A 26,182-nucleotide genomic window follows, 5' to 3' on the forward strand; every position below is an offset into this window, starting at 1 on the left:
GGGACGCGCGCCACGGCGCAAGCCACCGGCGCGTAGATATATGTACGGCGCGCCCCTGGCCCGCACGCCCTTCGTGCGCTTTCGGGTTGTGTTGCCCTTGTTGCCGCTGTGGCGCGCGGGTCCGGTGAGCACGCGCCGCTCCTCTACGCAGCGGTGCCCCATCCTCATAAGGTGAGCAGTATTGGATGTCGGCGGCGGACACGGGTGCCGCCGGTCTTCGCGAGGAGGACTGCGGTGAGCGAGACGAGCCCCAAGCTGCGCGCCGAGCTGGAGGGGATTCCCACGTACAAGCCGGGCAAGCCGGCGGCGGCCGGCGGACCGGCGGCCTACAAGCTGTCCTCCAACGAGAACCCCTATCCGCCGCTGCCCGGCGTGATGGAGACCGTGACGGCCTCGGCCTCCTCCTTCAACCGGTACCCGGACATGGCCTGTACGGCGCTGATGGCCGAGCTGGCCGAGCGCTTCGCGGTCCCGGCGTCCCACCTGGCCACCGGTACCGGCTCGGTCGGCGTCGCCCAGCAGCTGCTGCAGGCCACGTCGGGTCCGGGCGACGAGGTGATCTACGCCTGGCGGTCCTTCGAGGCCTACCCGATCATCACGCAGATCAGCGGCGCCACCTCGGTCCAGGTGCCGCTGACCCCGGGCGACGTGCACGACCTGGACGCGATGGCCGGGGCGATCACCGACCGGACCCGGCTCATCTTCGTCTGCAACCCCAACAACCCGACCGGCACGGTCGTGCGGCGGGCCGAGCTGGAGCGCTTCCTCGACCGGGTGCCGGGCGACGTCCTGGTGGTGCTCGACGAGGCCTACCGTGAGTTCATCCGGGACACCGAGGTGCCGGACGGCGTCGAGATCTACCGCGAGCGGCCCAACGTCTGCGTCCTGCGGACCTTCTCCAAGGCGTACGGCCTGGCGGGGCTGCGCGTCGGTTTCGCCATCGCCCACGAGCCGGTGGCGGCGGCGCTGCGCAAGACGGCGGTGCCGTTCGGGGTGAGCCAGATCGCGCAGGACGCGGCGATCGCCTCGTTGCGCGCCGAGGACGAGCTGATCGGCCGGGTCGGCTCGCTGGTCTGCGAGCGCAACCGCGTGCTGGAGGCGCTGCGGGGCCAGGGCTGGACGGTGCCCGAGACCCAGGCCAACTTCGTCTGGCTGCGGCTGGGGGAGCGCACGACGGCGTTCGCGCAGGCGTGCGAGCAGGCGGGTGCGGTCGTCCGGCCGTTCGCCGGGGAGGGCGTGCGCGTCACGGTCGGCGAGACCGAGGCGAACGACATCTTCCTGAAGGTGGCGGAAGGTTTCCGCAAGGATCTCTGACCGGCGCGTGCGTCCAGGCGGCCGACGGCTCCGTCGTCGGCCGCCTTCGCGTGCGCCGGACGTGCGCGCAAAGGGGTTGACGTCACAGGGGACCCCCCTTCCCGGTCGGAAAAGCGGTAGGTCATAATTGCTTGTGAATGTGAACGCGTTCACAAGCGCATCCCGTTTCGTCCTGGATGTCCAGGGACGAACGGGATCAAGCGGCCGCCGCGACCACGGCGAAGTAAGGAGCGACGACGTGGATCTGGCTTTGGCGCCGGAGACCCTGGCGCGATGGCAGTTCGGTATCACCACCGTCTACCACTTCCTCTTCGTTCCCCTGACGATCTCGCTCGCCGCCCTCACCGCGGGGCTGCAGACCGCCTGGGTGCGCACGGAGAAGGAGAAGTACCTCAAGGCGACGAAGTTCTGGGGCAAGCTCTTCCTGATCAACATCGCGATGGGTGTGGTCACCGGCATCGTGCAGGAGTTCCAGTTCGGCATGAACTGGTCCGACTACTCGCGGTTCGTCGGTGACGTCTTCGGCGCCCCGCTCGCCTTCGAAGCCCTGATCGCCTTCTTCTTCGAGTCCACCTTCATCGGACTGTGGATCTTCGGCTGGGACAAGCTGCCCAAGAAGGTCCACCTGGCCTGCATCTGGATGGTCTCGATCGGCACCCTGCTGTCGGCGTACTTCATCCTCGCCGCCAACTCCTGGATGCAGCATCCGGTCGGCTACCGGATCAACGGGGAGAAGGGCCGCGCCGAGCTCACCGACTTCTGGCTGGTGCTCACCCAGAACACCACGCTCAACCAGGTCTTCCACAGCTTCTCGGCGGCCTTCCTGACCGGCGGCGCCTTCATGGTGGGCATCGCGGCCTTCCACCTGATGTGCAGGAAGCACATCCCCGTGATGCGGACCTCCCTCCGCCTCGGCCTGGTCACCCTCGCGGTCGGCGGCCTGCTCACCGCGGTCAGCGGCGACACCCTCGGCAAGGTCATGTACGAGCAGCAGCCGATGAAGATGGCCGCCGCCGAGGCCCTGTGGGACGGCGAGGAACCGGCCCCCTTCTCCGTGTTCGCCTACGGCGACGTCGACGAGGGGCACAACGAGGTCGCCCTGGAGATCCCCGGCCTGCTGTCCTTCCTCGCCCACAGCGACTTCGACTCGTACGTGCCCGGCATCAACGACACCAACGAGGTCCTGCGGGAGAAGTTCGGCCCCGGTGACTACAAGCCCATCGTTCCGGTCGCCTACTGGGGCTTCCGCTGGATGATCGGCTTCGGCATGGCCTCCTTCTCGCTCGGCCTCCTCGGCCTGTGGCTCACCCGCAGGAAGTTCCTGCTGCCGGCCGCCCACCGCACCGGCGAGGACGAGGTGCCGCGCCTGGTGCTGCTGAAGAAGCCACTCGGCTCCCGGCTCACCCGGCTGTACTGGCTCCTGGCGCTGTGGACCATGGCGTTCCCGCTGATCGCCAACTCCTGGGGCTGGATCTTCACCGAGATGGGCCGGCAGCCCTGGGTGGTCTACGGCGTGATGCGGACCGAGGACGCCGTCTCCCCCGGTGTGTCCACGGCCGAGGTCATCACCTCGATGTCCGTCTTCACCCTGCTCTACGCCGTCCTGGCCGTCATCGAGGTCAAGCTGCTCGCCAAGTACGTCAAGGCGGGCCCGCCCGAGCTCGGTGACTCCGACCTCAACCCGCCCACGAAGCTCGGCGGCGACGCCCGTGACGCCGACAAGCCGATGGCCTTCTCGTACTAGGCCGAGGGAGCTGCACCGTCATGGAACTGCACGACGTCTGGTTCGTCCTGATCGCCGTCCTGTGGACCGGCTACTTCTTCCTGGAGGGTTTCGACTTCGGGGTCGGCATCCTCACCCGGCTGCTCGCCCGTGACCGGGCCGAGAAGCGGGTGCTGATCAACACCATCGGTCCCGTCTGGGACGGCAACGAGGTGTGGCTGCTCACGGCCGGCGGCGCGACCTTCGCCGCCTTCCCCGAGTGGTACGCCACGCTCTTCTCCGGCTTCTACCTGCCGCTGCTGGTCATCCTGGTCTGCCTGATCGTCCGCGGTGTCGCCTTCGAGTACCGGGCGAAGCGGCCGGAGGAGAACTGGCAGCGCAACTGGGAGACGGCGATCTTCTGGACCTCGCTGATCCCGGCGTTCCTGTGGGGCGTGGCCTTCGGGAACATCGTCCGCGGCGTGAAGATCGACGCCGAGTTCGAGTACGTGGGCGACGTCTGGGACCTGCTCAACCCGTACGCCCTGCTGGGCGGCCTGGTCACGCTGACGCTGTTCACCTTCCACGGCACGGTGTTCACGGCACTGAAGACGGTCGGTGAGATCCGGGAGCGGGCGCGGAGGCTGGCCCTGCGCGTGGGTCTCGTCACCGCCGTGTCGGCGTCGGCCTTCCTGCTCTGGACGCAGGCCGACAACGGCGACGGCGCCAGCCTGGTCGCGCTGGCCGTGGCGGTCGCCTCGCTGGTCGCCGCCCTGCTGGCGAACCGGGCGGGGCGCGAGGGGTGGTCGTTCACCCTGTCCGGCGTCACCATCGTGGCCGCCGTGGCGATGCTCTTCCTGACGCTGTTCCCGAACGTCATGCCGTCCACGCTGGACGCCGACTGGAGCCTGACCGTCACCAACGCCTCCTCCAGCCCCTACACCCTGAAGATCATGACCTGGCTCGCGGTGATCGCCACTCCGGTGGTGCTGCTCTACCAGGGCTGGACGTACTGGGTGTTCCGCAAGCGGATCGGCACCCAGCACATCGCCGATCCCGTGCACTGAGGTGTGTTTCACGTGAAACCGATCGACCCGCGTCTTCTCCGGTACGCCCGCGCCACCCGCGGCTTCCTGGCGGCGGTCGTCGGCCTGGGCGCCGTCGGCGCGGTGCTGGTCATCGCCCAGGCCATGCTCATCGCCGAGATCGTGGTGGGCGCCTTCCAGGACGGTCTGTCCGTCGGAGCGCTCGGCACTCCCCTGCTGCTTCTCGTCGTCGTGGCGGCCGGCCGCGGTCTGGTCGGCTGGCTGACCGAACTGGCCGCGCACCGGGCGAGCGCCGCGGTGAAGTCGGAGCTGCGGGGACGGCTGCTGGAGCGGGCGACGGCGCTCGGACCGGGATGGCTGGACGGCCGGCGCACCGGCTCGCTGGTCGCCCTGGCCACCCGTGGGGTCGACGCCCTCGACGGCTATTTCTCGCGCTACCTTCCCCAACTGGGGCTCGCGGTCGTCGTCCCGGTGGCGGTGCTCGCGCGGATCGTCACCGAGGAATGGGTCTCGGCGGCGATCATCGTGGGCACCCTGCCGCTCATCCCGGTCTTCATGGTGCTGATCGGCTGGGCCACCCAGTCCCGGATGGACCGTCAGTGGCTGGTGCTGTCCCGGCTGTCCGGACACTTCCTGGACGTCGTCGCCGGGCTGCCGACGCTGAAGGTCTTCGGGCGGGCCAAGGCCCAGGCGGAGTCCATCCGGCGGATCACCGCCGAGTACCGGCGGGCGACCATGCGGACGCTGCGGATCGCCTTCATCTCCTCCTTCGCGCTGGAACTGCTCGCCACGCTCTCGGTGGCGCTGGTCGCGGTGACGATCGGCATGCGGCTCGTGTACGGCGAGATGGACCTCTACACCGGCCTGCTCGTCCTGATCCTGGCGCCCGAGGCCTACCTGCCGCTGCGGCAGGTGGGCGCCCAGTACCACGCGGCCGCCGAGGGCCTCGGTGCGGCCGAGGAGATCTTCTCGGTACTGGAGACGCCCGTGCCCGCGCCGGGGACGGCGACGGTGCCGACGGGCGCCCTCACCTTCGAGGACGTGACGGTCCGTTACCCGGGCCGTTCCACGGACGCGGTGACGGACGTGTCCTTCACCGTCGCCCCCGGCGAGACGGTCGCGCTCGTCGGACCGAGCGGCGCGGGCAAGTCGACCCTGCTGAACGTGCTGCTCGGGTTCGTCCGCCCCACCGAGGGGCGGGTGCGGATCGGGGGAGCCGATCTCGGCGGCCTGGACCTCGCCGAGTGGCACGGCCGCGTCGCCTGGGTGCCGCAGCGGCCGCATCTGTACGCCGGGACGATCGCCGAGAACGTACGGCTGGCCCGGCCCGACGCGGACGACGACGCCGTGCGGCGCGCCCTGCGGGACGCCGGGGCGCTGGAGTTCGTGGACGCGCTGCCCGACGGCGCCCGGACCGTGCTCGGCGAGGACGGAGCGGGACTGTCGGCCGGGCAGCGGCAGCGGCTCGCGCTGGCCCGCGCGTTCCTCGCGGACCGGCCCGTCCTGCTGCTCGACGAGCCGACGGCGGCACTGGACGGCGTCACCGAGGCCGATGTCGTGGCGGCGGTACGGCGCCTGGCCGTCGGCCGGACGGTGCTGCTCGTGGTGCACCGGCCGGCGCTGCTGGCCGTGGCGGACCGGGTGGTGCGGCTCGCCGAACCGGCTCCCGGGGCCCCCGGGGAGTCCCCGCGCCGGGAGGTCCGCGACGCGACGGCCGTCGAAACGGGCCCCGCACCGGACGGCGGGCCCGCCGAGCACGAGGACGGGGGACGGGCCCCGGGCGGTGTCCTCGCCCGCGTCCGTGCCCTGTCCGGCGCCCGGCGGGGAAGGATCACCCTCGCGTTGCTGCTCGGCGCCCTCGCCCTGGGCAGCGCCGTCGGACTCATGGCGACCTCGGGGTGGCTCATCTCCCGGGCCTCGCAGCAGCCGCCCGTGCTGTATCTGATGGTGGCCGTGACGGCGACCCGCGCCTTCGGCATCGGCCGGGCCGTGTTCCGCTACGCCGAGCGGCTCGTGTCGCACGACGCCGTTCTGCGCATGCTGGCCGACACCCGGGTCGCGGTGTACCGACGCCTTGAGCGGCTGGCGCCCGCCGGACTGCGCGGCGCCCGCCGGGGCGATCTGCTCTCCCGGCTCGTCTCCGACGTGGACGCGCTCCAGGACTACTGGCTGCGCTGGCTGCTGCCGGCCGGCGCGGCCGTCGCCGTCTCCGCCCTGTCCGTCGGCTTCACCGCCTGGCTGCTGCCCGAGGCCGGGGCCGTGCTCGCGGCCGGACTGCTCGCGGCGGGCGCCGGGGCGCCCCTGCTGACCGGTGCCGTGGCCCGGCGCGCGGAGCGCAGGCTGGCACCGGCGCGCGGCGCCCTCGCGACCCGGGTGACCGATCTGCTCACCGGCACCGCGGAGCTCACCGTCACCGGCGCCCTGCCCGCGCGGACCGCCGAGGCGCGCCGGGCCGACGGCACACTCACCCGGATCGCCTCGCGCGCCGCCACCGCCACCGCGCTCGGCGACGGGCTCACCGCGCTGATCTCCGGACTGACCGTCGCGGCCGCCGCCCTCGTCGGCGCCCGGGCCGTGGCCACCGGCCGGCTGGACGGCGTGGCCCTCGCCGTCGTCGTCCTCACCCCCCTGGCCGCGTTCGAGGCCGTCCTCGGGATGCCGCTCGCCGTGCAGTACCGGCAGCGGGTGCGCCGCAGCGCCGAGCGCGTGTACGAGGTCCTGGACGCCCCGGTCCCGGTACGGGAGCCGGAGGCGCCCCGGCAGGCGCCCGCGTCGCCGTTCCCGCTCGTGGTCAAGGGGCTGGCCGCCCACCACCCCGGGCAGGACCGGGACGCGCTCGCCGGGGTGGACCTGACGCTCGAGCGGGGCCGCCGGATCGCGGTGGTCGGTCCGTCCGGCTCCGGGAAGACGACCCTCGCACAGGTGCTGCTGCGGTTCCTCGACCCGGGCGCGGGCGCCTACACGCTGGCCGGCGTGGACGCGTACGCCCTGGACGGCGACGACGTGCGGCGGCTGGTCGGACTGTGCGCGCAGGACGCGCACCTCTTCAACAGCTCGGTACGGGAGAATCTGCTGCTCGCCAGGAAGGACGCCACCGAGGACGAGCTGCGCGAGGCTCTTCGCCGGGCCCGGCTGCTGGAGTGGGCCGACGGCCTGCCCGAAGGGCTCGACACGCTCGTCGGTGAGCACGGGGCGCGGTTGTCCGGTGGGCAGCGGCAGCGGCTGGCGCTCGCCCGGGCGCTGCTCGCGGACTTCCCCGTGCTGGTGCTGGACGAACCCGCCGAACACCTCGACCTGCCGACCGCCGACGCGCTCACCGCCGACCTGCTGGCCGCCACCGAGGGCCGTACGACGCTGCTCATCACCCACCGGCTGGCCGGTCTGGAGGCGGTGGACGAGGTGGTCGTGCTGGACGGGGGACGGGTGGTGCAGCGCGGTCCGTACGCCGAACTCGTGGCGGTGGCGGGTCCGTTGCGGGCGATGGCGCGCCGGGAGGCGCAGGCCGGACTTCTGGTGGCCCACCGGCCCGGTGGACGCTTGTCGCGTGACGGGACGTCAAGCGTGACGGACGGGGCGGCCGTTCGGCGGTAGCGCTGGTCCGTCCGGGGCCAGGGGTCCCCCATGTGTACGACGTGAACAGGACCGTGCGCCGGGACGGGGTCCAGGATCGCAGTCATGCGCTTCACCCGCCGCCACCCCCTGCTCACCGTCGTGCTGCTGTGCGCGCTCGCCGTGCTCGCCGCCCGGCCCGCCGACGGCGACGGCTTCCCCGCCCCCGGGCACGGCTCCGCGTCCGGCGTGGGCGCGGAGGTGGCGCGGCTGTACGAGGAAGCGGCGACGGCGACGGAGCGGTACGAGACCGGCCGGCGTGAGGCCGAGGAGCAGCGGGCCAGGGCCCGGCGGCTGGAGGAGCGGCTCGACCGGGAGCGGCGGGAGACGGCAGGGCTGCACGAGGAGCTGGGCCGGATCGCGAGCTCCCAGTACCGGGACGGCGGCGGGCTGCCGCTCACCGCGCACATGCTGCTCGCCGACGACCCCGAAGAGCTGATGCGCGGTCAGCGGGCGGTGCGGCAGGCGGAGATGTCGCTCGACAAGGCGATCGGCAGGAGCGAGCGGGCCGAGGCCCGGCTCGCCCGCGACGAGGCGGAGGCCGATGCGGCGTGGAGGAGGCTGGAGAAGCGGAACACGGAACTCGCCGCCCTACGGGAGGACATCGAGCGGAAGCTCGAAGCGGCCCGGTGGAAGCTCCAGGGGCAGGCGGACGCCTCCGTCACGGCCGGCGCCTGCCGCGGTGCGGTCCGCCTCGACCAGCCCCGGACGCGGTTCACCACCAGCTGGGTGGCGCCGGTGGAGACGTACGAGCTGTCCGCCTCCTACGGCAGCGGCGGCGCCCGGTGGGCGAACCGGCACACCGGGCAGGACTTCGCGGTGCCGATCGGCACACCGGTGCGGGCCGTGGGCGCCGGGACGGTGGCGAGGGTGTCCTGCGGGGGCGCCTTCGGCATCGAGATCGTGCTCCGGCACGCGGACGGCTACTACACGCAGTACGCCCATCTCGCCGCCGTCGCCGTCGACCAGGGCGAACGGGTGTGGCCCGGGCAGTGGATCGGCCAGTCCGGCACCAGCGGCAACTCCACGGGCCCGCACCTGCACTTCGAGGCGCGGATCACGCCGGAGACGGGATCGGCGGTGCCCCCCGTGCCGTGGCTGGCGCGGCGCGGGGTGTCGCTCTGAGCCCCGAGCGGTTACGGCCGCTCGTTCAGCAGCCGCTCGATCACCACGGCCACCCCGTCGTCGTTGTTGGCGACCGTGCGGCCCGAGGCGGCGGCGACCACATCCGGGTGGGCGTTGCCCATCGCGTAGGAACGGCCGGCCCAGGTCAGCATCTCGACGTCGTTGGGCATGTCGCCGAAGGCGACGACCTCCTCGTGCGAGATGCCGCGCTCGGCGCAGCACAGGGCGAGCGTGCTGGCCTTGGACACCTCGGGGCCGCTGATCTCCAGCAGGGCGCTGGGGCTGGAGCGGGTGACGTTGGCGCGGTCGCCGACGGCGAGCCGGGCCAGGGTCAGGAAGGCGTCGGGGTCGAGCTCGGGGTGGTGGGCGAGGATCTTGAGCACCGGCTCGCCGGCGGTGGGGGAGTCCGGAGCCAGCAGGTCCTCGGCGGGAGCGAGCGTGTCAGGGATCTCCATGTGCAGCTTCGGATACGCCGGCTCCTGGTTGAAGCCGAAGGTCTGCTCCACGGCGTACACCGTGCCCGGTGCGGCCTCGCGCAGCAGCCGTACGGTGTCCAGCGCGTTCCTCCGGGGCAGCTCGCGCACCTTCACGAAGCGGTGCGCGCCGGGGCCGCCGTGCAGGTCGACGACGGCCGCGCCGTTGCCGCAGATGGCGAGGCCGTGGCCGTGGACGTGGTCGCTGACGACGTCCATCCAGCGGGCCGGGCGGCCGGTGACGAAGAAGACCTCGATGCCCGCCTCCTCGGCGGCGGCGAGCGCGGCGACGGTGCGCGGGGACACCGACTTGTCGTCGCGCAGCAGGGTGCCGTCGAGGTCGGTGGCGATGAGTCGCGGTCGGGTGGCGGCTGCCTGGGTCTCGGGCTGTCGGGTCGCTGAGGTCACCCGGCCATTGTCCCGCATATGCCCGCACGGCCGTGCGGGAGTCCGCACATCTGAGTGGTTACCGCCGTCACCAGCGGTTCTTCTCGCACTGTGGGGCGGCCGGGTCACCGCAGTTGCGCCGGCGCCTCCATGACGATCCGCTCGAAGACCTTCTGGTCCGCGGCGAAGTCCGAGTCGGGGATGGGCCAGTGGACCACGATCTCGGTGAATCCCAGCTCGGCGTGGCGGCCCGCGAAGTCGACGAAGGCGTCCAGGGACTCCAGCGGACGGCTCCGGTCCGGGGTGAATCCGGTGAGCAGGATCTTGTCCAGCCCGGTCACGTCCCGGCCGAGCTCGGCGCAGGCGTCGGCCAGCCTCTCCGCCTGGCCGCGAATGGCCTGAACCGACTGCTCGGGCGTGCCGTCCTCGTACAGCCGGGGGTCGCCCGTGGTCACCCAGGCCTGTCCGTGACGTGCCGCGAGCCGCAGCCCGCGCGGTCCGGTGGCCGCCACGGCGAACGGCAGCCGGGGCCGCTGCACACAGCCCGGGATGTTGCGCGCCTCGTGCGCCGCGTAGAAATCGCCCTCGTACGACACCGAGTCCTCGGTGAGTAGACGGTCGAGCAGGGGGACGAACTCGGCGAAGCGGTCGGCGCGCTCGCGGGGCGTCCAGGGTTCCTGGCCGAGCGCCGTGGCGTCGAAGCCGGTGCCGCCCGCGCCGATCCCGAGCGTGACGCGCCCGCCGGAGATGTCGTCGAGGGAGATGAACTCCTTGGCGAGGGTCACCGGGTGCCGGAAGTTCGGCGAGGTCACCAGCGTGCCCAGCCGCATCCGGTCGGTCACGGCCGCGGCGGCGGTCAGGGTGGGAACGGCGCCGAACCAGGGGCCGTCCCGGAAGCTGCGCCAGGACAGGTGGTCGTAGGTGTATCCCGTGTGGAAGCCGAGTTCCTCGGCGCGCACCCACGCCGAACGGCTGCCCTCGTGCCAGCGGCGGTACGGGAGGATCACGGTGCTCAGGCGCAGAGTCATACCAGCGAGCCTATGCGGCGAGCCGTGTTTCACGTGAAACGAGCACGCCGTCCGCGTTCCGCCTCAGTGGCGTGCGGGAAACCGCAGGTATCCGCTCGGCACGGCCCGGGTCAGCCAGACGCCGTTCGCGCTCACACGGAAGACATGGCCGTCCCGGTGCATGGCGGCCGCGTCCACGGACAGGACGACCGGGCGGCCCCGGCGGGCGCCGACGCGGGTCGCCGTCTCGCGGTCGGCGGAGAGGTGCACGTCGTGCCGGTCCATGGACCGCAGCCCCTCGGTGCGGATCGCCTCCAGGTTCCGGGCGACGGTGCCGTGGTACAGGTACGGCGGTGGGGTGGCCGGCGCCAGTCCGAGATCGACCTCGACGCTGTGACCCTGGCTGGCGCGGATCCGGGCGCCCTCGACGGCGAAGCGCCGCTTGTCGTTGACGGCGACGACGTGGTCCAGTTCTTCCCGGGTGAACCGGAAGCCGTGCGCGGCCGCCGCGGCGATCAGCGCGTCGATCTCGACCCAGCCGCTCTCGTCGAGCGTGAGCCCGATCCTCTCGGGCTGATGGCGCAGATGCTTGGCGAGGTACTTCGACACCTTCACGGTGCGTCTTTCATCCATCCGTTCAGACTGCCGGGAGAGACACGCATCACGCGATCGATTTAGCTCCGGAGGTTTGATCCACAGCCAAGTATGTTTATCCACAGGCTACTTGGCGTTGCTTGTGGACAACCCTCCTTCAATGAAGGGCTGTTGCCGGAAGGATCCGCCTCGACCACCCTCACAGCGGCGGCTTCACCCGCGCGATCCTCCGCAGCGCCCCCGGCATCCACCGCGACAGCGCGTACGCGACCCGCGCCTCCGGGGTGACCGGCACCACCGCCTCGTCACGCGCCACCGCCCGCAGGACCGCGGCGGCGACCCTCTCCGGCGGACAGCCGCGCAGCCCGTACAGGCGTGCCGCCCGCTTCCGCAGCCGCCGCTCCTCCTCCGCGTCCACGCCCGCGAAGCGCGCGGTGGAGGTGATGGGGGTGTTCACGAACCCGGGGCACACCGCCGTCACGCCGATGTCCCGGCCCGCCAGCTCCGCCCGCAGACACTCGCTCAGCATCAGCACCGCCGCCTTGGACGTGCTGTAGGCGGGCAGCGCCCTGGACGGCTGAAACGCCGCCGCCGAGGCGACGTTGACGATGTGGCCGCCCTGTCCGCGCTCGGCCATCCGCCGCCCGAAGAGCCGGCAGCCGTGGATCACCCCCCACAGATTGACGTCGAGGACCTTCCTCCAGTCCTGCGGGGTGGTGTCGAAGAAGGAGCCGCCCAGCCCGATGCCGGCGTTGTTCACCAGCACGTCCACCACGCCGTACTCGGTGGTGACCCGCTCGGCGAGCTTCTCCATGGCCTGTTCGTCGGACACGTCCGCCGTCTCCGCCCAGGACGCCGCCGCTCCGCGACCGCGGGCCTCCCCGGCGGTACGGGCTGCGGCCTCCGCGTCCCGGTCGACCGCCAGCACGCGCGCACCCGCCTCCGCGAACGCCAGCGCGGTCGCCCGCCCGATACCGCTGCCCGCCCCCGTGACCAGGACCAGCCGCCCGCCGAACCGGTCGGCGTACCGGCCCGGAGCCGGCGCCTTCGGCCCGCCGTCCTCCACGGACACGACGAAGTCGGAGATCCACGTGGCCAGCCGGTCGGGGCGGCTGCGCGGGATCCAGTGCTTCGCCGGGAGCGTCCGCCGGGTCAGCCGCGGCACCCACTCCTCGAGATCGTCGTAGAGCCGTTCGGAGAGGAACACGTCCTTCAGGGGCGTGATCAGCTGTACGGGCGCGTGCGCGTGGGCATCGGCACGCGGGTCGCGCAGCCGACGACGGATGTTGTCCCGGTAGAGCCAGGCGCCGTGGGCCGCGTCCGACGGCAGGGACGACGTCGGGTAGCCGTCGCCGGGCACCTTCTCGGCGCGTTCCAGCATCCGCGGCCAGGCCCTGCCGAGCGGCCCGCGCCAGGCCAGTTCCGGCAGCACGGGCGTGTGCAGCAGGTAGATGTACCAGGACCTGGCGCCCTGGCCCAGCAACTGGCCGACCCGGCGCGGGGTCGGCCGTTTCGTCCGCCGCTGGATCCAGTGCCCGAAGTGGTCGAGCGACGGCCCCGACATCGAGGTGAAGGAGGCGATCCGCCCCGCCGTGCGCCCGACCGTGACGAACTCCCAGGCCTGCACCGAACCCCAGTCGTGCCCCACCAGGTGCACCGGCCGGTCCGGACTGACCGCGTCGGCGACGGCCAGGAAGTCGTCGGTCAGCTTCTCCAGGGTGAACCCGCCGCGCAGCGGACGCGGCGCCGTGGACCGGCCGTGGCCCCGGACGTCGTACGCCACGACGTGGAAACGCCCGGCGAGCCGGGACGCGACCTCGGACCACACCTCCTTGCTGTCCGGATAGCCGTGCACCAGGACGACCGTCGGCCGCCCGCGCTCCCCCAGCTCCGCCACGCACAGCTCGACCCCGCCCGTACGCACCCGGCGCTCCCGAGCCCCCGCCCACACCGTCCCCGACAAACCGTCACCCCCTGCGGTCATGGCTGCGCTACGTGTCCGTCACGTGACAGGGGCGAATCTCGCAGTCGGCCACGGCCCCGTCAAGAGCGGACCTCGGGGCTGTGGATGCCCCCGGGGAAGGAGATGCCCCTACGGGCCCGTACAACTCCAGACGGACACCAAGACGGCCCTCCGGTCTGACGACCGCGGTGGTACGGGTCACTACCGTCGGGGACGTGACTGTGATCGCGACCGAAAGCCTGAGCAAGCGGTTCCCCCGGGTGACCGCTCTTGACCGGCTCTCCGTGGACGTCGGGCCCGGTGTGACCGGACTCGTCGGAGCCAATGGAGCCGGCAAGTCCACACTGATCAAGATCCTGCTGGGTCTGTCCCCCGCCACCGAGGGCCGCGCCGAAGTGCTCGGACTCGACGTCGCCACCGAGGGCGCCGCCATCCGCGAACGGGTCGGCTACATGCCGGAGCACGACTGCCTGCCGCCGGACGTCTCGGCCACCGAGTTCGTCGTCCACATGGCGCGCATGTCCGGCCTGCCGCCCACCGCCGCGCGGGAACGCACCGCGGACACCCTCCGCCACGTCGGCCTGTACGAGGAGCGCTACCGCCCCATCGGCGGCTACTCCACCGGCATGAAGCAGCGCGTGAAGCTCGCGCAGGCCCTCGTCCACGACCCCCAGCTGGTCTTCCTGGACGAACCCACCAACGGCCTCGACCCGGTCGGCCGCGACGAGATGCTCGGCCTGATCCGCCGCATCCACACCGACTTCGGCATCTCGGTCCTGGTCACCTCCCACCTGCTGGGCGAACTGGAACGCACCTGCGACCACGTCGTCGTGGTCGACGGCGGCAAGCTGCTGCGCTCCAGCTCCACCACGGACTTCACCCAGACCACCACGACCCTCGCGATCGAGGTCACCGACACCGACGAGCACCCGGACGGCACCCGCGCGGTGCGCGACGCGCTCCACGCGCGCGGAGTGACCGTCGAGGACGGCAGGGGACTGCCGGGCGCCGGACACACCCTGCTGCTCACCGCGCAGGGCGAGGACACCTACGACCTGGTCCGGGACGTCATCGCGGACCTCGGCCTCGGCCTGGTCCGCATGGAACAGCGCCGGCACCACATCTCCGAGGTCTTCAAGAACAACGACGCGAGCAGCGACGAGCAGCGGAAGGAGGCGGTCGGTCATGGCGACTGAGCAGTCCCTGCGGACACCGGCCCCTGCGCCGGGCGACACCCGCATCCACAACATCGGCTACCGCTCCTACGACGGCCCCCGCCTCGGCCGCTCCTACGCCAGGCTCTCGCTGTACTCGCAGTCCCTGCGCGGCTCCTACGGCCTCGGCCGCTCGGTGAAGTCCAAGGTGCTGCCGATGCTGCTGTTCGTGGTGATGTGCGTGCCCGCCGCCATCATGGTGGCCGTCGCCGTCGCCACCAAGGCCAAGGAGCTGCCCCTCGACTACACGAGCTACGCGATCGTCATGCAGGCCGTCATCAGCCTGTACGTCGCCTCGCAGGCGCCCCAGTCGGTCTCCCGCGACCTGCGCTTCAAGACCGTACCGCTGTACTTCTCGCGGCCCATCGAGACCGCCGACTACGTACGAGCCAAGTTCGCCGCGCTGGCGTCGGCCCTGTTCGTCCTCACCGCCGCTCCCCTGCTGGTGCTGTACATCGGCGCCCTGCTGGCCAAGCTCGACTTCACCGACCAGACCAAGGGATTCGCGCAGGGACTCGTCTCCGTGGCACTGCTCTCACTGCTCTTCGCCGGCATCGGCCTGGTCATCGCCTCGGTCACCCCGCGCCGCGGCTTCGGCATCGCGGCCGTCATCGCCGTACTGACCATCTCCTACGGCGCGGTCTCCACCCTCCAGGCGATCGCCGAGGTGCAGAGCAGCGGCAGCGACAGCGCCGCCATCGCCTGGATCGGCCTGTTCTCGCCGATCACCCTCATCGACGGCGTGCAGTCCGCCTTCCTGGGCGCGAGCTCCGCCTTCCCCGGCGGGGTGGGCCCGAGCAACGCCGAGGGCGTCGTCTACGTCCTGTTCACCCTCGGCCTGATCGCCGGGAGCTACGGCCTCCTGATGCGCCGCTACAAGAAGGTGGGCCTGTGACCACGCTCAGCATCGACCACGTCTCCCGCTGGTTCGGCAACGTGGTCGCCGTCAACGACATCACCATGACCATCGGCCCCGGCGTCACCGGCCTGCTCGGCCCCAACGGCGCCGGCAAGTCCACCCTCATCAACATGATGGGCGGCTTCCTCGCCCCCTCCACCGGCACCGTCACCCTCGACGGACAGCAGGTGTGGCGCAACGAGTCCATCTACCGGCAGATCGGCATCGTCCCCGAACGCGAGGCGATGTACGACTTCCTGACCGGCCGCGAATTCGTCCTCGCCAACGCCGAGCTCCACGGACTGGGCGCCAAGGCCGCCCAGCAGGCGCTCGCCACGGTCGAGATGGAGCACGCGCAGGACCGCAAGATCGCCACCTACTCCAAGGGCATGCGCCAGCGCGTGAAGATGGCGTCCGCGCTGGTCCACCAGCCGTCGCTGCTCCTGCTCGACGAGCCCTTCAACGGGATGGACCCGCGCCAGCGCATGCAGCTGATGGACCTGCTGCGGCGGATGGGCGACGAGGGCCGCACCGTGCTGTTCTCCTCCCACATCCTCGAAGAGGTCGAGCAGCTCGCCCGGCACATCGAGGTCGTCGTCGCCGGCCGGCACGCGGCCAGCGGCGACTTCCGCAGGATCCGCCGCCTGATGACGGACCGCCCGCACCGCTACCTGGTGCGCTCCAGCGACGACCGCGCGCTCGCGGCCGCGCTGATCGCCGACCCGTCGACGTCCGGCATCGAGGTCGACCACGCCGAGGGCGCGCTGCGCGTCCAGGCCGTCGACTTCGGCCGCTTCACGGCCCTGCTGCCGAAGGTCGCCAGGGAGCACGGCATCCGGCTGCTCACGGTCTCGCCGTCCGACGAGTCCCTCGAGTCCGTCTTCTCGTATCTCGTCGCGGCGTAGGAGGCCGAAGATGTACGACCCCACAGTCGCCCGGCTCACCTACCGGGCCCTGCTCGGCCGTCGCCGGGCCCTCATCCTGGGCGCGCTGCCCCTGCTGCTGATCGTGATCTCCGTGGCCGTGCGCGCCCTCGGCGGAGCCGACGACCAGACGGCGGCCGACGTCCTCGGCGGGTTCGCGCTCGCCACCATGGTGCCGCTCATCGGCGTCATCGCCGGAACCGGGGCCATCGGCCCCGAGATCGACGACGGCTCGGTGGTGTACCTGCTGTCCAAGCCGATCAAGCGGTCCACGATCATCCACACCAAGCTGATCGTCGCGATCGCCGTCACCATGGTGTTCTCGGCGGTGCCGACCCTGATCGCGGGCTTCGTCCTGAACGGCAACGGCCAGCAGGTCGCCGTCGCCTACACCGTGGCCGCGCTGGTCGCCTCCATCGCGTACTCGGCGCTCTTCCTGCTGCTCGGCACGGTCTCCCGGCACGCGGTGGTGTTCGGACTGGTCTACGCGCTGGTCTGGGAGGCGCTGTTCGGCTCGCTGGTGCCCGGCGCGCGCACGCTGAGCGTCCAGCAGTGGTCGCTGGCGGTGGCGCAGAAGGTCTCCGGCGGTGACCTGGTCACCTCGGACGTGGGCCTGACGACCGCGACCGTGCTGCTGGCCGCGGTCACCGTGCTGGCCACCTGGTACGCCGGACAGAAGCTGCGGTCGCTGACGCTGGCCGGCGAGGAGTGAGACGTCCGCCCGCCGGGCGGCGGGTCGGGTGGCGCCGTCTGCCGGTTTTATTCGGTGGCGCCCGGCTCGTCCGGCGGGCACAGTGATGTCGTCCACCACACCGGGACGGGGCAGCCCGCAGTGGACTCCGGAGCGGTCCCCACCGCTTTGTCGAGTCCGTTCCTGCGGGGAACTGCCCGGGGGGCCGCTTCGAGCACGCGCACGTCTGTCGCGTGGGCCGCCCCTCCTCCTTCGCTGCGGCGGGGCGGGTGGGGTCGTGAGACTCGGTGCTGCGAGGCGCCTCCCCCCGGAGGGCCCCAGCGCCCACCCGCGCCGCCCTGCGGCACGACCGCCCGCAGCTATGCCAGCAGTCGTTCCAGGACCGCCGCGATGCCGTCGTCCTCGTTGGAGGCCGTCACCTCGTCGGCGACCGTCTTCAGGTCCTCATGGGCGTTGGCCATGGCCACACTGTGGGCGGACCAGGCGAACATCGGGATGTCGTTGGGCATGTCGCCGAAGGCGATCGTCTCCGCGGCCTTCATGCCCAGCCTGCGCGCCGCCAGGGAGAGCCCCGTGGCCTTGGACAGGCCGAGCGGGAGCAGTTCGACGATGCCCTCGCCCGCCATGGTGACGGTGACGAACCCGCCCGCCGTGCGGGTGGCAGCGTCGGCGAGCTCGTCCGAGGTCAGGTCCGGGTGCTGGATGTACAGCTTGTTCAGGGGCGCCGTCCACAGGTCCGATGCGTCCGTGAACGGCGTCGCGGGCAGCCCGCCCACGACCTCGTAGCCGGGACCGACCAGCACCTCGCCGTCCAGACCGTCACGGCTCGCCGCCAGGTGCAGCGGACCGACCTCCGCCTCGATCTTGGCCAGTGCCACTCCGGCCAGCTGCCGGTCCAGGGTCACCGACGTCAGCAGGCGGTGGGCTCCGGCGTCGTACACCTGGGCGCCCTGGCCGCAGACGGCGAGGCCCTCGTAGCCGAGGTCGTCGAGTATGGGACGGGTCCAGGGCACCGCGCGGCCGGTGACGACGATGTGCGCGGCGCCCGCCGCGGTGGCCGCGGCGAGCGCGTCACGGGTGCGGCGGGAGACCGAGTGGTCGTTCCGCAGCAGTGTGCCGTCGAGGTCGGTGGCGATGAGCCGGTAGGGGAAGGGCGCGGGGGCGGTGCTCACTTGGTGACCGGCTCCAGGATCTCCCGGCCGCCCAGGTACGGACGCAGCACCTCCGGCACGCGCACGGAGCCGTCGGCCTGCTGGTGGTTCTCCAGGATCGCCACGATCGTGCGCGGTACGGCGCACAGCGTGCCGTTGAGCGTGGCCAGCGGGCGCACCTTCTTGTCCTCACGGACGCGGATCGACAGCCGGCGCGACTGGAACTCGGTGCAGTCCGAGGTCGAGGTCAGCTCGCGGTACTTGCCCTGGGTCGGGATCCACGCCTCGCAGTCGTACTTGCGCGCGGCCGAGGAGCCCAGGTCGCCCGAGGCGACGTCGATCACGCGGAACGGCAGCTCCAGCGAGGTCAGCCACTGCTTCTCCCACTCCAGCAGCCGCTGGTGCTCCGCCTGGGAGTCCTCCGGGGCGACGTACGAGAACATCTCGACCTTGTCGAACTGGTGCACGCGGAAGATGCCCCGGGTGTCCTTGCCGTGCGAGCCGGCCTCGCGGCGGAAGCAGGGCGAGAAGCCCGCGTACCGCAGCGGCAGCCGGTCGGCGTCGAGGATCTCGTCCATGTGGTACGCGGCCAGCGCCACCTCGGACGTGCCGACCAGGTAGAGGTCGTCCTTGTCCAGGTGGTAGACGTCCTGGGCCGCCTGGCCGAGGAAGCCGGTGCCCGCCATCGACTGGGGGCGCACCAGCGCGGGGGTCAGCATCGGGGTGAAGCCGGCGGCCGTGGCCTGGGCCATCGCGGCGTTCACCAGGGCGAGCTCGAGCAGCGCGCCGACGCCGGTCAGGAAGTAGAAGCGGGAGCCCGAGACCTTGGCGCCGCGCTCGACGTCGATGGCGCCGAGGAGCTGGCCGAGCTCCAGGTGGTCCTTGGGCGCGAAGCCCTCGGCGTCGAAGTCGCGGATGTCGCCGTGCGTCTCCAGCGTGACGAAGTCCTCCTCGCCGCCGACGGGCACGTCGGGGTGGACGAGGTTGCTCAGCTTGAGCAGAAGGTCCTGGGTCTCGCTCGCCGCGGCGTCGCGGTCGGCGTCGGCCGCCTTGACGTCGGCCTTGAGCTGTTCGGCCTTCTTCAGCAGCTCGGCCTTCTCGTCACCGGCCGCCTTGGGGATGAGCTTGCCGAGCGACTTCTGCTCGGCGCGCAGCTCGTCGAAGCGGACGCCGGACGACCTGCGCCGCTCGTCGGCAGACAGGAGGGCGTCGACGAGCGCGACGTCCTCTCCACGGGCGCGCTGCGAAGCACGCACACGGTCGGGGTCCTCACGAAGCAGGCGAAGGTCAATCACGCGGTCAAGGCTACCGGTGCGGGGTGACGCCCCACGACCCACTATTGCGGTGCGGCGGCTCCCTTTCCGTTATGAGGGAATTGCGTGAAATGTTCCTCAAGGTCAACAAATGGTGTGCTTCCCCTGGAACGGGTCAGTTCGGGGGTCGTCGGTTGACCGGAGTTCCTTGCGCGGCAGGGAACTTGGGCTTCGGTTGTCCACAGGTATCCACACTTCCGGGGGGTTATCCACAGGGTGTGGGGAAGATCTGTGGACTTCGGAATGAGGTACTCCGGAACGCTTGATCAAAGCCGAGAATCCCCAGGACGAACCTCCTTCATCCCCACTTTTGAGTGGAAAAGGATCACCCTGAAGGGTTGACCGAAGGAAAAGGGTGGACGAAGCGCGGCACGGGAGACGGTGAACGAGGTCATGCCCTGGGGAACGATGTGTCGACCGAATGTGACTTCGATGTCGACTTGTCCCCAGATGAAGAAGGGGGGCTGTGGATAACTCCTGTGGACAATGAAAATCAGCAGGTAGGACCGGGCCCGTCTTCTCCGGACCGGTCAGAACCGCCCGTCCTGGCACCGCGCGACCCAGTCCGCCGCCCCCGTGAACTCCTCGTCCGACGTCCCGGGGAACGGCGGTCGCGCCTCGCCGGGCCGTATGTCGGCACGCGGGTACGAACCGAGGTAGCGCACCTGCAGACAGATCCGCTTGAGCCCCATCAGCGCCTCGGACATCCGGCGGTCCGAGATGTGGCCCTCGGCGTCGACGCAGAAGCAGTAGTTGCCGATCCCGGCACCGGTCGGCCGGGACTGGAGCAGCATCAGGTTGATGCCGCGGGTGGCGAACTCGCCCAGCAGGTCACGCAGGCCACCGGGGTGGTCGTCGCGCTGCCACAGCACGACGGACGTCTTGTCGGCGCCCGTGGGCGCGGCGGGCCGGGCGGGGCGGCCCACCAGCACGAACCTGGTCTGGGCGTTCTCCGCGTCGTGGATCTCCGTCTCCAGTGCCTCCAGGCCGTACCGGGCGGCGGCGAACTCGCCGGCGAAGGCCGCGTCGTACCGGCCCTCCTGGACCAGTCGCGCACCGTCCGCGTTGGAGGCGGACGACTCCCAGACGACGTCCGGGAGGTGCGTCTTCAGCCAGTTGCGGACCTGCGGCTGGGCGGCCGGGTGGGCGGTGACCGTCTTGATGTCCGACAGCTTGGTGCCCGGACGCACGAGCAGCGCGAAGGTGATCGACAGCAGCACCTCGCGATAGATCATCAGCGGGGTGCCCGCGACCAGTTCGTCGAGGGTGGCGGTGATGCCGCCCTCGACGGAGTTCTCGATGGGGACGAACGCGGCCTCGGCCTCGCCGACGCGCACCGCGTCGAGCGCGGACTGCACGGACACGTACGGGATCAGCTCGCGGGTGGCCGCCTCGGGAAGCGTGCGCAGGGCGACTTCGGTGAAGGTGCCCTCTGGGCCGAGATACGCATAGCTCGCTGGCATGACCTCACCCTAATGGGCCTCCGGACGGCGGCGGTCCCGCGAGAGCACGCAGGGGTGACGCGGGACGGTTCTCATCCCTCCAGCAGCCGCTGCCCCACATACTCTCCCTCCGCCGCGCCGCCCGGCACCGCGAACAGCCCGCTCGCCTCGTGGCGGACGAACGGCGTCAGGGCGTCGCCCCGGTCGAGCTTGCGCTGCACCGGCACGAAGCCGCGCAGCGGATCGGCCTGCCAGCAGACGAACAGCAGCCCCGCGTCCGGCGCCCCGTCCGCGTCGATGCCGTCGTGGTACGAGAACGGGCGGCGGAGCATGGCGGCGCCGCCGTTCTGGTCGGGTCGGGTGATCCTCGCGTGGGCGTTGATCGGGACGACCAGGTTGCCCCGGGAATCCGTCTTCTCCAGGTCCATCGCGGACGTCTCGGCGCCCCCGGACAGCGGTGCCCCGTCGGACTTGCGGCGCCCGATGACGCTCTCCTGCTCCTCGACCGGCAGCTTCTCCCAGTCGTCGAGCAGCATGCGGATACGGCGTACGACGACGTAGGAACCGTTCGCCATCCAGGCGGGCTCGCCCTGGTCGGGGACGAAGATCCGCTCGTCGAAGTCGGAGTCGGCGGGCTTGGGGTTGCGGGTGCCGTCGACCTGGCCCATCAGGTTGCGGGCGGTCATGGGGTGGGCGGTGGCGCCGGGTGAGCGGTTGAAGCCGTTCATCTGCCAGCGCACCCTGGCCGCCGAGCCCGCGTCCTTCTGGACGGCGCGCAGGGCGTGGAAGGCCACGAGGGCGTCGTCGGCGCCGATCTGCACCCACAGGTCGCCGTCGCTGCGGGCCTTGTCGAGGTGGTCGGAGGAGAAGTCGGGCAGCGGGTCCAGGGCGACGGGGCGCTGTTTCTCCAGGCCGGTGCGTCCGAAGAAGCTGTGGCCGAAGCCGAAGGTGAGGGTCAGTGAGGAGGGGCCGGCGTCGCGGGCCACACCGGTGTCGTCCTGTGCGCTGGGCTCGCCCGCCATCAGCCGGCGGGCGCTGTCCGACCAGCGGCGCAGCAGTGCGGTGGCCTCCTTGCGACCGGCTCCGGGGGCGAGGTCGAAGGCGATGAGGTGGCCGCGGGCCTGGAGCGGCTGGGTGATGCCGGGCTGATGTTTCACGTGAAACTCGATGCGGCTGTCGCCCACCGACGTCAGCGGGGTGGCCGCGGCGGGCGCCGACGCGTATCCCGCGGCCCCGCCCGCGGCCCCGAGCGCGAGCCCGGTGGCGCCGGCCGTGCCGAGCAGCCGGCGTCGGGAGATGCCGTTTCCCGCGGTCCGGTCCCCGGGCTCCCTCTGGGGCGCTCCGGGGGTCCGGAGCTGCGGAATGGTCTGGTCAGGCATGGTGGTTCAGCCGATCTTCGCGTTCTTCGAGACGGTCACCTGGTCGATGTCGGAGGTCCGCACGGTCACCTCGATCTTCCAGTCGCCCGTCATGGGGAGCTGTACTCCGCTCGCCGACCAGTGCCCGGTGGTGATGCGGTCGGGGGCGACGGGCAGCGGCCCGATGCCCTTGGCGGAGAGGGTGAGGGCGACCTTCACCTCGGGGAGGTCGACGGCCTGGCCGTCCGGGCCCTCCGCATAGACGTGCAGGGTGTTGTCGCCGGTCCGGGCGGGGTCGAGGTCGACCGTGACGACGCCCTTGCCGTTCTCGCCGCCGGTGTCGAAGGGCATGTTCAGCGTCACCGCGCCGGTGCCCTGACCGGTCGAGGCGGACGACGAGGCCGAGGCGGAGGCGGCCGCCTCGACCTCCTGCTCGGTACGCCCCGGCTCGGTCTGCGTCAGCACGGTGGTGACGGCGAGCAGGACGACGGCGACGCCCGCCTCGGCGAGTACGGAGCGGCGCAGGCCGAAGCGGTGGGGGTCGGCGTCGCGCAGCCGCTTCTGCCGGGCGTTCTCCATTGCGGCCCGCTGCCGGGCGAGCTGAACGGCCCGGGCGTCGTCGCCCTTCCGGGCCTCCGTGGCCCCGCCCGCCGCCGGCTGCTTCTCCTCCTCGCGCGCCGCCGGGGCGGGTGCCTCGGCCAGTCGTGCCGTCCAGCGCCGTGAGAGGGAGGCGATCGCGACCAGCACCGCCATGAGTCCGATCTTGGCGAGCAGCAGCTGCCCGTACCGGGTGTCGGTCAACGCCGACCAGGAGCCGAGCTGCCGCCAGCTCTGGTAGACGCCGGTGACGACCAGCGTCACCACGCTGCCGAAGGCGAGCCGGGAGAACCGCCGGACGGCGTCCTGGTCGACCGGGGTCTCGGCGGGCGCCCGGTAGAGGGCGACGAGCAGGGTGGTGAGTCCGCCGAGCCAGACGGCGACGGCCAGCAGGTGGACCACGTCGACGGGCATGGCGATGCCGGGCTGGAGCCCTTGGGAGGCGTGTTCGGACATGGCCCAGCTGGCGGCGAGCCCGGCCGCCACGACCGTCCCGCCGAGCGCGAGCCCGAAGGTCAGGTCCCGCTTCTCCTCGGTCTCCCCCGAATCGGTCCGCCGACGCGTGGCGTCGTCGTTCAGGGCGGTGGACGACGGGCGGGCGTAGGCGCCGAACAGCACCGCGATGAACAGGGCCGCCGCGGCGAGCAGCAGCAGCCGGGACACCAGTGCCGCGCCGGTCTTCGTCTGGAGCACGTCTCCGAGCAGCGACAGGTCGAAGACGTCGCCGACCGCGCCGGAGGTGGTGTAGGAGCCGCGCAGGAGCAGCAGCGTGAGCGTGGCCGCGGTGAGCGTCAGCCAGCCGGAGACGACCAGCCGCTGTACCGCCCGCACGCCGGAGCCGCCTCCCCAGCAGGCGAGCACGAAGGCGGCCCCGCCGACCATGACGGCGAAGCCGGCGTACGACACGTAGCGGCCGAAGCCGTACAGCCAGCCGATCAGGCCGTCGTCGGAGGCCTGCGCGGAGACCGGGACGGAGGTCTCGGAGGGTGCGCCGATGGAGAAGGTGAAGGCGCCGGCGACGGGGTGGCTGTCCGCGGACACCACCTGGTAGGCCACGGTGTACGTGCCGTCGGGCAGCCCGCTGAGCAGCCGCACGGTGTACGTCGTGCCGCTGGGGTTGGCCGGGTCGCCCTTGTCGACCCGCTCGCCCTTGGGGTCGAGGACGCGCACGGCGTCGTCGCTCACCGCGATCCGCTCGGAGAAGGTGAGCGAGACCTGGGCGGGCGCCGTGTCGACCACCGCCCCCTGGCCGGGGTCGCTGCCGGTCAGCGCGGCGTGCGCGGAGGCGGGAGCGGCTCCGGCGAGGAGCGCGCCGGTGACGGCCAGGAGCAGCAGCACCAGGATCCGCACGCGGGGGGCGATGGTCTGGGTCACGGGGGTGTCTCCCTCAGTGTCCGGTCTTCGGGGTGTAGGTGGCCGGTTTCACCGGGATCTCGACCGTGACGGGGTCGGACCGGTCGAAGCGCAGCTCGACGGTGACCTTCTGGCCCTGCTTCGGCTTCCGCTTCAGCTGTTCGAACATCAGGTGGTTGCCGCCGCTCTCGAGCACCAGGCTGCCGTGGGCCGGGATGTCGAGGGCCTCGGCCTCCTGCATGGCTCCGTCGACGGTCTCGTGCACGGTGACCTGGCCGGCGACGTCGCTGCTGACCGAGGTCAGCCGGTCCGCGGAGTCGCCTTCATTGGTGATGGTGAGGAAGCCGGCGGCCATGTCGGAGACCGGCTGCGGCATGTACGCGGAGCCGACGGACAGGTCCGCCGGGCCGTCGTCCGAGCCGCCGCACCCCGCGAGGGCCAGCGCCCCGGCGACGATCAGGGCCGCGGCTGCCGGGCGCCTCACGGGTTCTCGCCCTTGATGATCTTGGGGAGGTCCTTGGTGTAGTCCTCGACGGTGGCGTCCTCGCCGTAGAGGACGTAACCGCCGTCGGTCTTCGGGGAGAAGGCGATGACCTGGGTGCCGTGGTCGGAGACGGTCTTGCCGTTGTCGTCCTTGCGCGGCGGGTCGATCGAGATGCCGAGGGTGCGGGCGCCGGCCTGGATGGTGTCGAAGTCGCCGGTCAGGCCGACGACCTGGGAGTCGATACCCTTGAGCCACGTGCCCAGCGCGGCGGGGGTGTCACGTTCCGGGTCGGTGGTGACGAACACGAGCCGCAGCTCGTCCTGCTGTTCCCGGGGCAGCTGCTTCTTGGCCACGGCGAGGTTGTTCATCGTCAGCGGGCAGACGTCGGGGCAGTGCGTGTAGCCGAAGTAGATCAGGGTCGGCTTGCCCGCGGTCTCCGCACGGAGGTCGTACTCCTCGCCGTTCGTGTCGGTGAGGACGAGGTCCGGCTTCTGGAACGGATGGTCGAGGACGGTGGCCGCCTTCTGGGCGCCGGCCTCCTCGGAGACCACGGCGATGGGCTCGCCGCTGTCGCCGGACCCGCTGCCGCAGGCGGACAGGGTGAGGGAGGCGACGGCGAGCAGGGCCGCGGCCGTGAAGGTCTTCTTGCGCATGAATGGTCCTGAGAGGTGAGTGCTCCGGCGCGCACCGGGAGACCACGGGGCCGTGGGCGACCCGGTGCGCGCCGTCGAGGAGAGAGAGGGGTCAGGCGGTGGTGCGCCGACGCCCGGCGAGTACGCCGTAGGCGACGCCCGCGGCGCCGACCACGATGCCGACGACGCCCAGGACGCGGGCGGTGGTGTCGGTGCCGCCGGAGTCGCCCTCGTCGGCGGAGGCGGCGGTCTCGGCGGTTTCGGCGGAGGCGTTCCCGGCCGCCGCGGTGTCGTCGGAGGTCTTGTCGTCGGCCGCGGCACCGTGTGAGTGGCCGTCCTCGGAGGCCTCGGACAGGGTGAGGACGGGAGCCGGGTGGTCGGGCTCCTCCTGGCCCTTCTGCGGCACCTCGATCCAGCGGACGACCTCCTTGCTGGAGTACGTCTGCAGGGCCTTGAAGACGAGTTCGTCGGCGTCCTCGGGGAGCGTGCCGACGGACACCGGGAACTTCTGGAAGAAGCCGGGTTCGATGCCGTCGCCCTTGGCGGTCCAGGTCACCTTGGAGACCGCCTCGTCGATCTTCTTGCCGTGCATCTCGAGCGGCTTGTCCAGCTTGGACTTGGTGACCTCGACGTCCCAGCCCGCGACCGGCTGCGGCATCACGGACGCCAGCGGGTGGTCCGTGGGGAAGGTGACCTCGAGCTTGGTGGTCGAGGCGTCGTCCCGCTCGTTGGGGACCTTGAAGCCGACGACCGCGTAGTCGCCCTTCGCGGCCTCACCCTCCGGCTGCACGCTGACGTGGGCGAAGCAGGGGGTGGACACGGCGAGGACGGCGGCACCGGCGACGGCGCCGGCGGCGGCGATACGGGAAGCCTTCATGGCAGAAGCACTCCGCTTCGGTTGAGGTT

At 71.7% G+C, this 26,182-nt stretch carries 21 protein-coding genes; 9 read left to right on the forward strand and 12 right to left on the reverse strand.

Annotated features, from left to right (window positions below; genetic code table 11):
- Positions 1-234: 234 nt before the first annotated feature.
- The 5 genes from hisC to ADK41_RS29410 all read left to right on the forward strand — a co-directional run bounded on the left by hisC (position 235) and on the right by ADK41_RS29410 (position 8,796).
- On the forward strand, positions 235-1,314 hold the full coding sequence (gene hisC / locus ADK41_RS29390; protein ID WP_030820200.1) for a histidinol-phosphate transaminase: 1,080 nt from the start codon (positions 235-237) through the stop codon (positions 1,312-1,314).
- A gap of 238 nt (positions 1,315-1,552) precedes the next feature.
- Positions 1,553-3,058, forward strand: coding sequence for a cytochrome ubiquinol oxidase subunit I (locus tag ADK41_RS29395; RefSeq protein ID WP_030820202.1), 1,506 nt, complete (start codon positions 1,553-1,555; stop codon positions 3,056-3,058).
- Positions 3,059-3,078: 20 nt separating this feature from the next.
- Positions 3,079-4,083, forward strand: a complete 1,005-nt coding sequence (cydB, locus tag ADK41_RS29400; RefSeq protein ID WP_030820204.1) for a cytochrome d ubiquinol oxidase subunit II — start codon at positions 3,079-3,081, stop codon at positions 4,081-4,083.
- Between the two features lie 12 nt (positions 4,084-4,095).
- Positions 4,096-7,653, forward strand: coding sequence for a thiol reductant ABC exporter subunit CydD (gene cydD / locus ADK41_RS29405; protein WP_078661803.1), 3,558 nt, complete (start codon positions 4,096-4,098; stop codon positions 7,651-7,653).
- Between the two features lie 84 nt (positions 7,654-7,737).
- Complete coding sequence (locus ADK41_RS29410) at positions 7,738-8,796, forward strand: M23 family metallopeptidase (RefSeq protein WP_030820208.1); 1,059 nt, start codon at positions 7,738-7,740, stop codon at positions 8,794-8,796.
- An 11-nt stretch (positions 8,797-8,807) separates the two neighbouring features.
- Here ADK41_RS29410 and ADK41_RS29415 read toward each other — a convergent pair whose 3' ends face one another.
- The 4 genes from ADK41_RS29415 to ADK41_RS29430 form a co-directional block, all read right to left on the reverse strand.
- The gene (locus tag ADK41_RS29415) at positions 8,808-9,695 is read right to left on the reverse strand and encodes an HAD hydrolase family protein (protein ID WP_078661804.1); all 888 of its coding nucleotides are present in this window, start codon (positions 9,693-9,695) and stop codon (positions 8,808-8,810) included.
- Between the two features lie 86 nt (positions 9,696-9,781).
- On the reverse strand, positions 9,782-10,684 hold the full coding sequence (locus ADK41_RS29420; protein ID WP_030820212.1) for an LLM class flavin-dependent oxidoreductase: 903 nt from the start codon (positions 10,682-10,684) through the stop codon (positions 9,782-9,784).
- Between the two features lie 63 nt (positions 10,685-10,747).
- Positions 10,748-11,296, reverse strand: a complete 549-nt coding sequence (locus ADK41_RS29425; protein WP_030820214.1) for an RNA 2'-phosphotransferase — start codon at positions 11,294-11,296, stop codon at positions 10,748-10,750.
- Between the two features lie 160 nt (positions 11,297-11,456).
- Entirely contained in the window at positions 11,457-13,241 is a 1,785-nt protein-coding gene (locus ADK41_RS29430; RefSeq protein ID WP_030820217.1) for an SDR family oxidoreductase, read from the reverse strand.
- 200 nt (positions 13,242-13,441) lie between these two features.
- Between ADK41_RS29430 and ADK41_RS29435 the strand changes: the two genes are divergently transcribed.
- The 4 genes from ADK41_RS29435 to ADK41_RS29450 are packed head-to-tail and all read left to right on the forward strand — an operon-like array spanning position 13,442 to position 16,967.
- On the forward strand, positions 13,442-14,416 hold the full coding sequence (locus tag ADK41_RS29435) for an ABC transporter ATP-binding protein (RefSeq protein WP_030820219.1): 975 nt from the start codon (positions 13,442-13,444) through the stop codon (positions 14,414-14,416).
- Positions 14,406-15,329: an ABC transporter permease gene (locus ADK41_RS29440; RefSeq protein WP_030820221.1), complete on the forward strand. Its 924-nt coding sequence runs from the start codon at positions 14,406-14,408 to the stop codon at positions 15,327-15,329. Before ADK41_RS29435 ends, ADK41_RS29440 begins: the two co-directional genes overlap by 11 nt.
- Positions 15,326-16,237: an ABC transporter ATP-binding protein gene (locus ADK41_RS29445; protein ID WP_030820223.1), complete on the forward strand. Its 912-nt coding sequence runs from the start codon at positions 15,326-15,328 to the stop codon at positions 16,235-16,237. Before ADK41_RS29440 ends, ADK41_RS29445 begins: the two co-directional genes overlap by 4 nt.
- 10 nt (positions 16,238-16,247) lie before the next feature.
- Positions 16,248-16,967 (forward strand): ABC transporter permease subunit, encoded by a 720-nt coding sequence (locus ADK41_RS29450; protein WP_030820231.1) that lies wholly within the window; start codon positions 16,248-16,250, stop codon positions 16,965-16,967.
- A 338-nt stretch (positions 16,968-17,305) separates the two neighbouring features.
- Here the strand turns inward: ADK41_RS29450 and ADK41_RS29455 are convergent, their stop codons facing one another.
- The 8 genes from ADK41_RS29455 to ADK41_RS29490 all read right to left on the reverse strand — a co-directional run bounded on the left by ADK41_RS29455 (position 17,306) and on the right by ADK41_RS29490 (position 26,153).
- Positions 17,306-18,118 (reverse strand): HAD family hydrolase, encoded by an 813-nt coding sequence (locus ADK41_RS29455; RefSeq protein ID WP_030820233.1) that lies wholly within the window; start codon positions 18,116-18,118, stop codon positions 17,306-17,308.
- Entirely contained in the window at positions 18,115-19,392 is a 1,278-nt protein-coding gene (serS, locus tag ADK41_RS29460; RefSeq protein WP_037803488.1) for a serine--tRNA ligase, read from the reverse strand. Before serS ends, ADK41_RS29455 begins: the two co-directional genes overlap by 4 nt.
- A 548-nt stretch (positions 19,393-19,940) precedes the next feature.
- Positions 19,941-20,873: a prephenate dehydratase gene (gene pheA / locus ADK41_RS29465; protein WP_030820237.1), complete on the reverse strand. Its 933-nt coding sequence runs from the start codon at positions 20,871-20,873 to the stop codon at positions 19,941-19,943.
- Positions 20,874-20,944: 71 nt separating this feature from the next.
- Positions 20,945-22,231, reverse strand: coding sequence for an iron uptake transporter deferrochelatase/peroxidase subunit (efeB, locus tag ADK41_RS29470; protein WP_030820240.1), 1,287 nt, complete (start codon positions 22,229-22,231; stop codon positions 20,945-20,947).
- A gap of 6 nt (positions 22,232-22,237) precedes the next feature.
- Positions 22,238-24,181 (reverse strand): copper resistance CopC/CopD family protein, encoded by a 1,944-nt coding sequence (locus ADK41_RS29475; protein ID WP_030820241.1) that lies wholly within the window; start codon positions 24,179-24,181, stop codon positions 22,238-22,240.
- 13 nt (positions 24,182-24,194) lie between these two features.
- Positions 24,195-24,644, reverse strand: coding sequence for a copper chaperone PCu(A)C (locus ADK41_RS29480; RefSeq protein WP_030820243.1), 450 nt, complete (start codon positions 24,642-24,644; stop codon positions 24,195-24,197).
- Positions 24,641-25,297, reverse strand: coding sequence for an SCO family protein (locus ADK41_RS29485; protein ID WP_030820244.1), 657 nt, complete (start codon positions 25,295-25,297; stop codon positions 24,641-24,643). The genes ADK41_RS29480 and ADK41_RS29485 overlap by 4 nt, the downstream gene beginning before the upstream one ends.
- Before the next feature lie 91 nt (positions 25,298-25,388).
- Positions 25,389-26,153, reverse strand: coding sequence for a YcnI family copper-binding membrane protein (locus ADK41_RS29490; RefSeq protein ID WP_030820245.1), 765 nt, complete (start codon positions 26,151-26,153; stop codon positions 25,389-25,391).
- Positions 26,154-26,182: the final 29 nt, after the last annotated feature.

Source organism: Streptomyces caelestis, from assembly GCF_001279005.1.
Taxonomy (GTDB): domain Bacteria; phylum Actinomycetota; class Actinomycetes; order Streptomycetales; family Streptomycetaceae; genus Streptomyces; species Streptomyces heliomycini.